Source organism: Wenyingzhuangia fucanilytica (assembly GCF_001697185.1).
In the GTDB taxonomy this organism is placed as follows: Bacteria; Bacteroidota; Bacteroidia; order Flavobacteriales; family Flavobacteriaceae; genus Wenyingzhuangia; species Wenyingzhuangia fucanilytica.
The window spans coordinates 1669551-1683497 of record NZ_CP014224.1 but is presented as its reverse complement, the minus strand read 5'-3'; the positions used below and the strand labels follow the sequence as shown (position 1 = coordinate 1683497).

At 31.2% G+C, this 13947-nt stretch carries 6 protein-coding genes; all 6 read left to right on the top strand.

Annotated elements, in window-relative coordinates:
* Positions 1-110: 110 nt before the first annotated feature.
* The 6 genes from AXE80_RS06900 (at position 111) to AXE80_RS06875 (ending at position 13947) form a co-directional block, all read left to right on the top strand.
* Positions 111-2255 carry a T9SS type A sorting domain-containing protein gene (locus tag AXE80_RS06900; RefSeq protein WP_068825719.1) on the top strand — a complete coding sequence of 715 codons (2145 nt, stop codon included), beginning with the start codon at positions 111-113 and terminating at the stop codon, positions 2253-2255.
* A 317-nt stretch (positions 2256-2572) separates the two neighbouring features.
* On the top strand, positions 2573-5800 hold the full coding sequence (gene lacZ, locus AXE80_RS06895) for a beta-galactosidase, LacZ type (protein ID WP_068825717.1): 3228 nt from the start codon (positions 2573-2575) through the stop codon (positions 5798-5800).
* Positions 5801-6226: 426 nt separating this feature from the next.
* Entirely contained in the window at positions 6227-9013 is a 2787-nt protein-coding gene (locus tag AXE80_RS06890; RefSeq protein WP_068828745.1) for a type I restriction endonuclease subunit R, read from the top strand.
* On the top strand, positions 9013-10671 hold the full coding sequence (locus AXE80_RS06885) for a type I restriction-modification system subunit M (protein WP_068825715.1): 1659 nt from the start codon (positions 9013-9015) through the stop codon (positions 10669-10671). The genes AXE80_RS06890 and AXE80_RS06885 overlap by 1 nt, the downstream gene beginning before the upstream one ends.
* Positions 10668-12236, top strand: coding sequence for a restriction endonuclease subunit S (locus AXE80_RS06880; protein ID WP_068825713.1), 1569 nt, complete (start codon positions 10668-10670; stop codon positions 12234-12236). Before AXE80_RS06885 ends, AXE80_RS06880 begins: the two co-directional genes overlap by 4 nt.
* On the top strand, positions 12217-13947 hold the full coding sequence (locus AXE80_RS06875; protein WP_068825711.1) for a restriction system-associated AAA family ATPase: 1731 nt from the start codon (positions 12217-12219) through the stop codon (positions 13945-13947). The genes AXE80_RS06880 and AXE80_RS06875 overlap by 20 nt, the downstream gene beginning before the upstream one ends.

The following is a 13947-nucleotide window of genomic DNA, read 5'->3' as shown; positions in this document are numbered from 1 at the left end:
AAAATCGACTGAAGGGGCATGTTGAGGTAAATACTGTATTACTACAATATAGTTTCTTTTAAAAACTTATTTCATTAATAATAATCATTGATTATTAAAAGACAAAAACCATGATTAGAATTCTACAAATTTTATGCATTTTTATTTTACCAATAAATGGTTACGTTTTTGCCAAAAACATATATGTGGCAACTAACGGAAATGACAATAATTCAGGGACTATAGATAGTCCTTATAAAACCTTCAACAAAGCTGTTTCCTCTATGTCTGCTGGTGATGTGTGTATTATAAGAGGGGGCGTTTATGAAGATGAATTGTTGATTAATAAAAGTGGAACAGCAGCAAATTATTTGACATTTAAGGCAGCAACAGGAGAAGATGTGGAGATTAGAGCTACCTCTAAAGTAAATGGTTGGCAGCCATATAATAATGGTGTTTTTAAAGCAAATGTATCTATGACTATTACAAGTAGATATAGATCTGTTTATCATCATGAAAAGTATATGGATTTGGCTAGGTGGCCTAATAACACCGATGATAATAGGTGGACAATAAATACCATCCCTGTAACTGGTGGAGATGGTTCTCATTTTTTAGTTAACAATATTCCAGATATAGACTGGACTGGTGGTTTAGTATATTATTTGGGGGCTCACTCAGGAACAAGCTGGACAAGAACCATTACCAATAGTACAAGTTCAAGAATAGATCATACAGGAGTAAATCCAGATAAATGGCCATTTAACCCACATAATCCAGGGGTATGGAGAAATTACCCTAATAATAACAGAGGTCAACTTTACTTGTTTAATAAACTAGAAGCATTAGATTATGCTAACGAATGGTATTATGATGATACAGCTCAAGTTCTTTATTTTCAACCATCAGACGGTAATATACCATTAGACGGAGAGGTAGAGTTTGCAAAAAGTAGATATGCAGCAGAGTTAAATGGTAATTATATAAAAATTGAGGGAATTCATTTTTTTGGAGGAAGTGTTTTGGTCAAAGGAAATTACAATACATTCCTTAATAATACTATTATACATGGAGGTGAATTACATGATGATACAAATAATACTTCCGCGAATATAGGTAATGCAGCGTTAGAAGTACGAGGAGGAAATACATTAGTAAAAGGGTGTACTATCAATCATAGCTCTAGTAATGGTATTACAGTAGAAAATTGGTCTGGAGCACATAATTCAGTAATAGAGGAAAACAAAATAAGTAATACAAACTATTTAGGAATACATACAACACCTATAAGATCATTAGCTAATAATGTAAGTATTTTAAAAAACACAATAGTAAATTCGGGAAGAGATGGATTATATGTTGGTGGTTATAATTGTGAAGTTGCCTATAATGATGTTTCTTTTTCTCAATTAATTAATAGTGATTCAGGAGTGTTTTATACTGTAGGGAATTCTTCTTTAAAAAATACTAGAATACATCATAACTGGTTTCACGATGCAACAGCACCTGCTTATTCCCATGAAATTAATGAAGCCGCTAAAGCTGCGGGTATTTATTTAGATAATAATAGTAAAGGGTTTACTGTTGACCATAATGTAATATGGAATGTGTCTTGGAGTGGATATCAAGTAAATTGGAACAATACTAATTTAGATTTTTTTCATAATACAATTTGGAATGCAGAACGCGCTATGGATTCTTGGGTAAATGGATATGCACAAGAGAATAATAGAGTTTATAATAATTTTTCAAATAAAGAAAGTTGGTTTACAGGAAACGGCACTAATGAATTTGATATACAAAATAACTTAATTAACGCTAGTTCTCCATTTGAAGATGTAGATACTCAAAATTTTATGCCAAAAGAGAATAGTTTAGTTGTAGATCAGGCACAAATTATTGCTGGTTTTAGTAAAAATTATAGTGGTAATGCCCCAGATATAGGTGCTTATGAAAGAGGAGGGACTATGTGGACTGCTGGTATAGGTGCTATAGAAGATACGGGGATTCCTCTTAGTGTTTATGACATTAATAACAAACAAAATTTTAGTTTATATCCAAACCCATCAGCAAATTTCTTTCATATAGATTTAGCTAATAGTAGTGATAATATGTTTTCTGTAATTATGTATTCTTTAAGAGGAGATAAGGTTAAAGAGAAAATGTTTTTTACTAAAAACATAAAAATTTCGGTTAGAGATTTAGTTACGGGTGTTTATTTAGTTAAAGTAAAGTCTAAAGGAGGCATATACTCTACTAAATTTTTAAAGATTTAGGAGTATCAATAATTATAACGGAAACTATATGCTTTCAAAAATGTTTAAGACTTTTTTGAAAGCATATTTTTTATTTGGATAATACCTAAATAACATAAAGATGTTTGTTTTGGTTTAGCCCCAATTAGGAGAAGCTAGCATGCCGATTAAAATATTATTTAATTTAACTAAAGAATGTAGGGGTTCGTATAAGTCTACGTTTCTTATAGGTATGTTTATTAAAATAAAACATATGTTCTTGTTAAATGTTCATTTGTTTCATAATCATCTATGTTTAAAAGTAACTTTGTGTTTAGTTAATATTTGAATTTAAACACATGAAAAATTATTGTTTGGCATTACTTTTTTTGATTAGCATTAATGTTGTAGCTCAACAAAACGATTGGGAAAATCCACACGTAAATCAAATCAATAGACTGCCTGCTCATGCTACTTTTTATACTTATGATAATCTTAATGATGCTAAAGAAAATAGTAGAGAAAAATCATCTTTATTTAAATCATTAAATGGGGATTGGCAATTTAATTGGGTGGCAAAACCTGCTGATGCTTCTAATAATTTTTACAAACCTAATTTTGATACTTCTAGTTGGGAGGTTATTGATGTGCCTTCTAGTTGGGAAATGAGAGGCTATGGAAAAGCCATTTACACCAATTCAACCTATCCGTTTTTTAGTGATTTTCCATTTATTAATCACGAAGACAATCCTGTGGGGCATTATGTAAAATCATTTAAGGTAGATAAATCATGGAACAATAAAGATATCATTCTACATTTTGGAGGTGTGTCATCTGCATTTTATGTTTGGATAAATGGGGAGTTTGTTGGTTATAGTGAAGATACTAGATTGCCATCGGAGTTTGATATTACCAAATATATTAAAGCAGGAAATAATAAAATTGCTGTAAAAGTTTATAGATGGAGTGATGGTAGTTATTTAGAAGCACAAGATCATTGGCGTTTAAGTGGTATAGAAAGAGAAGTTTATTTACAAGCAGTTCCTAAAGTGCGTTTGTACGATTTTACAATTAGAACTGAGTTCGAAAAAAATAATGAAGATGCTTTGTTACAAATTCGCCCAGAGTTTATCGCAAATATTACTGATAAGTATGTTGAAAAAGTAGGGCATTTTGGAGATGCTCCCTTAAAAACCACAGTTGATAATTGGACGTTAAGTACACAATTATTAGATGAAGAAGGAAATGCTGTTGGAGAAACAACAAATACAAAACTGAAAAAATATTTTGGAGAGTTTTATCCTCAGCGAGATAATGTGCCTTTTGCATTGATAGAAACCAAAGTAAAATCACCAAAAAAGTGGTCTGCAGACCGTCCGTATTTATATACTTTATTATTTACGCTTAAAGATGATAAAGGAAATTCGGTTCAATATACAAGTACCAAAGTTGGTTTTAGAACTTTAAAAATTGATGATAGAGGAAGGTTTTTAGTAAATGGAAATCCTGTAAAAATGATAGGAGTAAACCGTCATGATCATCACATGACAAACGGTAAAGCTCTGTCTAGAGCAGATATGGAGGCTGATGTAAAACTTTTAAAGCAGTTTAATTTTAATGCGGTAAGAACCTCTCATTACCCAAACGATCCGTATTTCTATGATTTATGTGATGAATATGGAATTTATGTAATGGATGAGGCCAATTTAGAAACGCATGGACTTAGAGGTAAATTATCTAATACCCCAGAGTGGTCAAACGCTTTTTTAGAAAGAGCGGTGCGTATGGTAGAACGTGATAAAAATCATCCAAGTATTGTTATTTGGTCTTTAGGGAATGAATCTGGTATGGGGCCAAATCACGCTGCAATGTCAGGATGGATTAAAGAAATGGATCCAACAAGATATGTTCATTACGAAGGTGCTCAAGGAGATGCTACGGATGCTCGTTATAAAAAAGAGTATTTTAATTTAGGTAAAGGAAATCCAACAGATCCAAAATGGGTAGATATGTTGAGTAGAATGTATCCACAAGCACAAGAATTACAAAGTTTGATAGAGGATACTAGCTTTGATAAACGCCCTGTGTTGATGTGTGAATATGCACACGCTATGGGAAATTCTGTAGGAAATATGCAAACGTATTGGGATGTAATTTATAATAATGATAGGGCTTTAGGAGGTTATATATGGGATTGGATAGACCAAGGAATTCTAAAAAAAGATAAAAAAGGTGTTGACTACTTGGCTTATGGAGGTGATTTTGGAGACAAACCAAATTCTGGAAGTTTTTGTATTAACGGAATTATTGCTGCGGATAGAACTCCAAAACCAGAAATTTACGAATGTAAAAAAGTAAATCAACCTGTTGTAATTTCTGAAGTAAATGCCTTAGAGGGGACTTTTACAATTTTAAATCGTCATCATGCTGTTGATTTATCGCAATATAATTTGGTTTGGGAATTGTCTAAAAATGGAGAGGTAATTCAGTCTGGAAATTTAGCTACATTATCAACAAAACCATATCAAATAGAAACTTTTAAAATACCTTTCAAGAAGCCTAAAGCATTGTTAAATGATGAATTTTACATCAATATTTTAGGTAAACTAAAAAGAAATACTTTATGGGCTAATAAAGAATATGTTGTTTTTGAAGAACAGTTTAAAATGCCTTTTAACATTCAAAAGTCAAAAGAAAAAACAGTAAAATTTCCATCTGTGGTTGTTCAAGAAACTTCAGATAAAATTACTGTAAACAATAAACTAATGAAGGTTGAGGTTGATAAAAAAACTGGACTTATTTCTTCGTACAAATTTAAAACGAATGAATATTTTAAGAGTCCATTAAAATTGAATTTTTGGAGACCAGAAACGGAAAATGATGCTGCGTATAGAAAAAGTAAAAAACAGACAAATGAACGTGATTGGTTAAAAGCAGGCGATTTATTTGAGGTTGTGTACATAGAGTTAATTTCAGAAAATGATAATAAAGCTATTATAGAAGTAAAAGGGGAAATTAAAAACCCTAAAACCTCTATAGGTTTAATCTATACTATTTTTGGAAATGGGCAAGTGCACGTAGCTTATACAAGTAATATTGATAAAAACGCACCTAATATTCCCAAAATAGGAATGCAGTTTGATATTTCAAATCAATACAAAGAGGTAACATATTTAGGAAAAGGCCCACAGGCCAACTATCAAGATAGACAAACTGGAGCTTTTGTGGGTATTTATAAAGGAGATGCCACTACCATGAACTACGGATATGTAGTGCCTCAAGAATATGGAAACCACATGGATACTCGCTGGTTTAAAGTTAAAAACAAACAAGGAAAAGGACTTTTGGTAAAAGGAGATTTTCCTTTGAACTTTAGTGTATTACCTTATAGTACAATGAATATAGAAGCAGCCACACATACCAATGAACTTATAAACCGTGAAGTATTAACTGTAAATATAGATCATATTCAAATGGGAGTAGGAGGTGATAATACTTGGTCTTTTAGAGCAGAACCGCATCCAGAATATTTAATTCATCCAGGAGTTTATAAATATGCTTTTACACTGATGCCTATTCAAGATTAATTATTTTTTTCTTTAAAAGAGGATCCTAAAAATATCGGTATTCTGTTTCCTTTGGTATCAAATCAAAGGAACAATGGTGTAAGATTATAACAAAGTGAACTATTTTGAATCGAGAAATAGGTCTTTTTACCATAAGTCCTTTTACTTTCTACTTCTCTGTCATTTCGAGTAAAATACGAAACGCAGTGCAGTATTTTGTATCGAGAAATAGTTCTATTATTAAAATGTTTAATTTTATCTATTATTCGTCCTTCTACCTTCTACCTACAGTCCTTTTACCAATTACTCTCTACCCACAGTCATTTTATCAACTAGCTGCTGTAACAAACAACACTTAGAACCTAACAAATAGCAATAAATCACAATAATCGGGACTAAATATTACATACTACTTTGTATATTTATCCTTTATTGCTATAAATGGATATGAATGAGTCAACAACTAGGAAAGAACTAATAGATGTTCAGTTAAAACAAGCTGGATGGGATGTTAACGATTATACTCAAGTTGTAGAAGAGTATGTAGTTGATCTAAAAGTAAGTGAATCAACAGATAAATACCTTAATAGCCAGTTTTCAGATTATGTGTTGTTAGGTAAAAACGGTAAACCTTTAGCAGTAGTCGAAGCTAAAAAAAGTTCTAAAGATGCAAATACTGGCCGTGAACAAGCAAAACAATACTGTTACAATATTCAAAAGCAAACAAACGATATCTTACCATTTTGTTTTTATACCAACGGTCACGACATATTCTTTTGGGATTTAGAAAATGCTCCACCTAGAAAAGTTGTTGGTTATCCAACGAGAGAGGATTTAGAAAGATATTTATACATAAGACAAGCAAAAAAGCCACTAACAAGTGAGTTTATAAATACAAATGTTGCAGGTAGAGGTTATCAGCTTAGAGCTATCCGTTCTGTGATGGATGGTTTGGAACAAAAAAGACGTACGTTTTTAATCGTAATGGCAACGGGTACGGGTAAAACCAGAACGACCATTGCTTTAGTAGAGGCTTTGATGAGAGCGGGGTGGGCAGAAAAAGTATTGTTTTTAGTAGATAGAATTGCATTAAGAGATCAAGCTTTAGAAGCCTTTAAAGAGCATTTACCTAATGAGCCTAGATGGCCTAAATTAGGTGAGAAAAGTATTTCTAAAGATAGAAGAGTCTACGTGTCAACATACCCAACTATGCTTAATATTGTTAGAGATGATAAAGAAACCTTATCACCTCACTTTTTTGATTTGATAGTTGTTGATGAAAGCCATCGAAGTATATATAATACCTACAAAGAAGTTTTAGATTATTTCAATACAATTACGGTTGGCTTAACTGCCACTCCAACAGACGTAATTGATCATAACACGTTTAAAATATTTGATTGTGAAGATGGTTTGCCATCATTTGCATATACCTATGAAGAGGCTGTAAATAATATACCACCTTATTTGTGCAATTTTCAGGTAATGAAAATTAAAACTAAATTCCAATCGGAGGGAATAAGCAAAAGAACAGTTTCACTAGAAGATCAAAAAAGATTAATTCTAGAAGGTAAAGAGATTGCTGAAGTTAATTTTGAAGGAACTGAATTAGAAAAAAAAGTAACAAACAAAGGAACAAATACACTGATTGTAAAAGAATTTATGGAAGAATCCATAAAAGATTCAAATGGTGTACTACCTGGTAAAACAATATTCTTTTGTACAAGTATTCCTCATGCAAGGAGAATTGAAGGGATTTTTGATCAATTATTTCCAGAGTTCAATGGTGAATTGGCCAAAGTAATGGTTTCCGATGATTCTCGTGTTTATGGAAAAGGTGGATTGTTAGACCAGTTTAAAAATAAAGATTTCCCTAGAGTTGCTATCAGTGTAGATATGTTAGATACAGGTATTGATATTAGAGAGTTGGTGAATTTAGTTTTTGCGAAACCAGTATATTCTTATACCAAATTTTGGCAAATGATTGGTAGAGGAACTAGATTGTTAGAACCCACGAATATGAAATCTTGGTGTACCAAAAAAGATGCTTTTTTAATCTTAGATTGTTGGGATAATTTTGAATATTTTAAACTAAAACCAAAAGGGAAGGAACTAAAACAAGCAACGCCAATACCAGTAAAGTTATTTAGTTTAAGATTAGAAAAATTGAACTTAGCCATCGAAGCTGATAATATAGAAATTCAGGTTGAAGAAGCGATAAGATTACAAAACCAAATAGAACTATTACCTTTAAATTCTATTGTTGTTAAAGATAACAGTAGTGCAGTTGTAAAAGTAAATGATTCTATTTTTTGGAAAGATTTAACTTTAGAAAAACTAGAATATCTCAAAACGGAAATAGAACCCCTGATGCGTACAATTTCAGGTGTAGATTACAAAGCAATGAGGTTTGAAAAGGATGTTTTAGAAGTTTCTTTAGCAAAATTAAAAAATGAAGAAGTAAAGTATGTCATGTTAAAAGATGCTTTAATTGAACGTATTTCTGATTTACCATTATCTTTAAATGTAGTTTTAAAAGAACAATCACTTATCAAAGAAACGCAAAGAGTACATTTTTGGTCTAATATCAACGAAGAAAAATTAAATAATCTAATAGATAAATTGTCTCCTTTAGCTAGGTACATCGATAATAGAGACCTAAATACAGGGCCTGCTAAATTTAATTTTGAAGATGAATTGATTTCAAAAGAAATGGTGGAGTTTGGACCAGAAAATGAAGCGGTTAGTATTACTCGTTATAGAGAAATGGTGGAGGAAAAAGTAAGAGAATTAACAGAGTCAAATCCCATACTAAAAAAAATCAAAGAGGGTATTTCAATTACAGAAGATGAAGTAGGTCTACTAGCTAAAGAGTTACACGAAGAAAACCCACATATAACAATAGGTTTATTACAAAGAGTCTATCAAAACAGAAGAGCAAAATTCATACAGTTTATAAAACACATTTTGGGTCTTGAGGTATTAGAAACATTTAATGAAAGTGTTGCCAATGCTTTTAATACATTTATTACAGAACATAGTAATTTATCCAGCCGACAACTTCAGTTTTTAGATATTTTAAAAAAATACATTCTAGAAAAAGGAAACCTAGAAAAGAAAAACTTAATAGAATCACCTTTTACAATGATTCATCCCGAAGGAATAAGAGGAGTGTTTTCTATGAAAGAAATAAACGATATATTACAATTAACAAATAAAATATTAGCAGCATAATGTTACAAAACAATCCTAAATTAAAATCTTTAATTGTAAGCCTTTGGAATACCTTCTGGAGTGGGGGTATTGCTAATCCAATTACTGCAATTGAGCAAATCACTTACCTACTCTTTATTAAAAGATTAGACGAGCTTGAAAGCAAAAGAGAACGTGATGCAAAATGGACAGGAGAAGCATACGAGTCTAAATTTGATGGTGAATACACACCTTGGATAGACGAAAGTTTATACAGACCAAACCCTGATGCCTCAAACTCCGAAAAAGAAGTCTTATACAAAAAACGTGAGGAAGCTTTAAAACCTAGATCTAAAAAGGAGTTAAAATGGAGTTTCTTTAAATTATTGCCAGCAGATGAGATGTTATTACATTTTAGAAATAATGTATTTCCTGTAATAAAAGATTTAAATGATGAAACCTCTTCTTTTACAAAGTACATGAAGAATGCCGTTTTTATTATTGAAAAACCTTCTTTATTGGTGGAAGCAGTAAAAAAAGTAGATGAAATTTTCATTGAAATTGAAGAGGATGCTAAAGATGGAAAACAAGCTTTTCAAGACATACAAGGAGATGTATATGAGATGTTGTTGAAAGAAATTGCCACAGCAGGTAAAAACGGACAATTTCGTACACCAAGGCATCTAATTAAATTATTAGCAGAATTAACAGAACCTAAATTAGGGGATAAAATTGCAGATCCTGCTTGTGGTACAGGTGGTTTTTTATTAGGGGCATACCAATACATTTTAAGTGATTTGGTACGTAATAAAGAACCTGAATTATTAGTAGAAGATGAAGACGGATTTATGCGTGCTTCTATTTCTTCTGTATTAACAGAAGAAAACAAACAAATACTAAACGATAGTTTTTATGGTTTTGATATAGATACCACGATGGTACGTTTGGGCTTAATGAACTTAATGATGCATGGGATAGATAACCCACATATTGAATACAAAGATTCCTTAAGTAAAAATTACAATGAAACGGGAGATTACGACATTGTATTAGCAAATCCTCCATTTACGGGTAAGCTAGACAAAGGAGATGTGAATCCAGACTTAGGTATAGACACAGGTGCTACTGAACTATTGTTTTTAGCTCGTATTTCTAAAATGTTACGCTCTGGTGGGAAGGCTGCTGTAATAATACCAGAAGGGGTTTTGTTTGGTAGCTCTAGCGCTCAAAAAGCAACTCGAGAAATTTTACTAAAAGACAACCAACTAGAAGCCGTTATTTCTTTGCCTGCAGGAGCATTTAAGCCTTATACGGGTGTAAAAACCGCTATTTTGGTATTTACCAAAGTAGAAGAAGATAGTAAAACTTGGCACACCGATAAAGTATGGTTTTATGCTTTAGAAAATGATGGCTACAGTTTAGATGATAGCAGAAGAAAATTAAAAGAAAATCCTTTACCAATAGTTAAAAGTGAATTTACAGACAGAAAAACAACAAAATATCCTGATCGTAAAAATCATTTTTTCGTACCACTTGCCGAAATACAAGAAAACGACTTAGACCTAAGCTACAACCGATATAAAGAATTTGAATACATTGAGCAAAGCTACGAACCACCTAAAGTAATTTTAGCCAAATTACTGGAGATGGAAAAAGGTATTTTAGCAGATATGCAAGAACTAAATCACTTGATAGGATGATACAGAAATTAGGTGAAATATGTGATTTTCATTCTGGAAATGCTTGGAAATCTTCTAAGTTTAAAGATAAAGGTATCCCTATTATTAGAATAAATAATATGAAGCCCAACGCAACTGATTTTAAATATTGGGATTGGGATGAGCCTTATGATCCAAAATTTTTTGTTGAAGAAGGTGATATTTTAGTTAGTCTTTCAGGTACTATTAAAACTTATAAATGGGTTGGAGAAAAGGCATTATTAAATCAGCGAATAGTAAGAGTTACAGCTAAAGAAAATATAAATATCGATTGGGTGTATTATCAATTATCCAATGTAATAGTAAGAATTTCTGATAAAGGAAAGAATGCTGTTATAAAAAATGTTTCAGTAACTGAATTAAAAAAGTATAAAGTTGATGTTCCTGATCTTCCAACTCAGAACAAAATAGTATCCTTATTAGACAAAGCCAGTGCTTTGGTACAAAAAAGAGAAAAAAGCATTGCCTTGTTAGATGAGTTGTTAAGAGCTCAGTTTTTGAAGATGTTTGGGGATCCTGTTTTTAACCCTAAAGGGTGGGAGATGATGCCTATTTCAAAAGTTATAAATGAGATGAAAGGAGGTTGGAGTATTGGAGGTGAAAATAGAAGTTTAAAAGAAAATGAGATAGGAGTACTAAAGATTAGTGCTGTTACTTCTGGTATTTTTAAAGAAAATGAATTTAAGGCTGTTTCAAAGGATAAAATAAAAAGGCAATTAGTATTTCCAAAGAAAGGTGATTTACTCTTCTCAAGAGCAAATACTAAAGAAATGGTTGGAAGTACATGCCTTGTTCCTAAAGATTATGATTATTTATTCTTACCTGACAAGCTGTGGAAGTTGATTCCAAATAAAGATTTAATTAACACAGTTTTTCTAAAACCTGTTTTGAGCAATAAAGGAGTTAGAATGGAAATATCAAAACTTGCTACTGGAACTGGTGGCTCCATGAAAAATATCTCCAAAGCAAAATTAAATAAAATGGAGGTTATTGTTCCCCCAATCGAACTCCAGAACCAATTCGAAAGCATTTACCACAACATACAAGGGCAAAAAGAAAGTTTAACCCAATCTAAAACAGCCTTAGAACACTTGTTCAATAGTTTGATTCAAGAATCTTTTAAAGGAAAAATAGAAACTCCAAAAGAAGAAGTTAAAAAAAAAGACTCGATTATGTCTGAAATAAAAAAGCAAGAAGGTGAAAAAGTAGATATCACGAATCTTGATTTGGCAACTTATCTAGGTATTCCAGATGAAATTACATCTACACAAGAAAAATGGATTTTTGATTTAATGAGCCTTGATGAATTTTATCAATTCTTATTAAAAGACAATTTCACTAAAGAGGAATTATTTACACTTCAGGATATAGAAGAAAAACTACATCATTTCTTTTATCACGGAGGAGATATGGATTTCCCGAATGCCAGTTGGCAGCAAATAATTTTCAAGTTTTTGGAAGCAAAACCACCATTGTTAGAACAAATATTTGAAGAAGAAACTGCAACCGTTAAACTTAAACTAACAGATGAAACTTTTAAGGCTTAAAATAAATCAAGAAGAAGGTTTCAATTCTTTGTTTAATGGTTTTGAAATGAACTTTCTACAATCAGAAAATGAAGCTACTGTCTTTAATCCTTATGTATTAGCAGGAAAAAATGGTAGTGGAAAATCTAATGTATTGGAAGCCTTATCAGAAATATTTTATCATTTAGATTGTATATATCTGAATAACAAACCTAGTTATTTTGACGAAGAAGATGAAAATAATTCTAATTCATTTGATTCCAAAACCTCGAGAGTTGATGCGTATGAACTCGAATACTTAACGTTTATTACAGAAGGATTCCCACAACTATCAAATAAAAAAGAAGAGATACATAAAGCCCATATTTACATTTCTAAACAAATTGGAGAACGACCAAAAATAGAATGGAAAAACAAGGACGAATTTGGAGTTGATGAACTATTAAGTCATCAAATAAAGTTTCTATTGCCAGAATATGTTGTGGGTTATGCTTCTGGTGAAAATGAAACTTTAAGTTTCCCTTTCTTCAAAAGTCGTTTTATCCAGTATGATGCCTATTACAGTAATTTGATTACAGAATCTATAATAGACCCAAGTCCTGAAAGTTCTTTAATCTATGTAGATAAATCATATAGTCAATTTATTTTATTGGCTAATTTACTGATGAATACCAATGATGATTTAGAAAAGGACATTTTATCTCCTTTTAAAGAATATGTAGGTATTGAAGCAATAGATTCCTTTCGATTAATCATTAAAACAGACATTCTAAAAGAATTTGAAGGCGAAAAATATCCACTATTAAAGAACTTAGATTTTGATGTAAAAAGAGAAGGAAAAAACACAGGTTCTTATTTAGAAAAATTAAAAAAATGTGCTTCAACTTGGTATGAAGAAGACAACTATGAATTTTATGAAAATGAATTTAATAATAGTAGTTTTCTTATTCTAGATTATAAAGTAAATCAGGCTACGATTAAAGCATTTCAATTTCATTTTGAAAACAATCCGTTAAAGCTTTTTGAACTATTTCAGCTTCTTTTAATATTAGAAATACATTCTGTAAACCAAGAAAGTAAAAACAACACTTATGCTACTGAGAATATATTTTTAAGTGAATCTATAAACTTTAGACCTATTGAATCTAAAAGAGTATTGAATATCAAGAATTTTGAAATCAAGAAAAAAGGTTTAGAAAAGAATATTTACACCAAGGTCCTTTCAGATGGAGAACATCAATTTTTGCATTCTCTTGGCTTGTGTTTATTATTTAAAGATACACGAAGTTTGTTTTTGCTAGATGAGCCTGAAACACATTTTAATCCAAGTTGGAAAGCTAAATTTTTATCGAGTTTACGTTTTTGTTTTGAGCAAGAAGAAGAGAATAGTAATCAAACTATGCGAGAAATGTTAATTACAACACATTCTCCATATTTGCTATCAGATAGTGATTCTCAATATGTTCAAGTTTTTAAAAAAGGAGAGGCTCCTTTTCATCCAGACTTTCAAACTTTTGGAACTTCAGTAAATACTATAGGAATCAAAATATTCAATATGCCCAATACGATTGGTAAGGTAGCACAAAAGCGAATTACCGATTATAAAGAAGAACTGGAACAAATTAAATCCCCAGAAAATTTAGAGTTATTTATTTCAAAAGTGAAATCCGAAATGGGCGAATCAGTAGAGCGTTTATTACTATTAAATGATGCTTATAAAAAATTAAAATAA

Coding starts and splice junctions, on each gene's coding strand:
- AXE80_RS06900 (WP_068825719.1), top strand. CDS start 111: ATGATTAGAATTCTACAAATTTTATGCATTTTTATTTTACCAATAAAT.
- lacZ (WP_068825717.1), top strand. CDS start 2,573: ATGAAAAATTATTGTTTGGCATTACTTTTTTTGATTAGCATTAATGTT.
- AXE80_RS06890 (WP_068828745.1), top strand. CDS start 6,227: ATGAATGAGTCAACAACTAGGAAAGAACTAATAGATGTTCAGTTAAAA.
- AXE80_RS06885 (WP_068825715.1), top strand. CDS start 9,013: ATGTTACAAAACAATCCTAAATTAAAATCTTTAATTGTAAGCCTTTGG.
- AXE80_RS06880 (WP_068825713.1), top strand. CDS start 10,668: ATGATACAGAAATTAGGTGAAATATGTGATTTTCATTCTGGAAATGCT.
- AXE80_RS06875 (WP_068825711.1), top strand. CDS start 12,217: ATGAAACTTTTAAGGCTTAAAATAAATCAAGAAGAAGGTTTCAATTCT.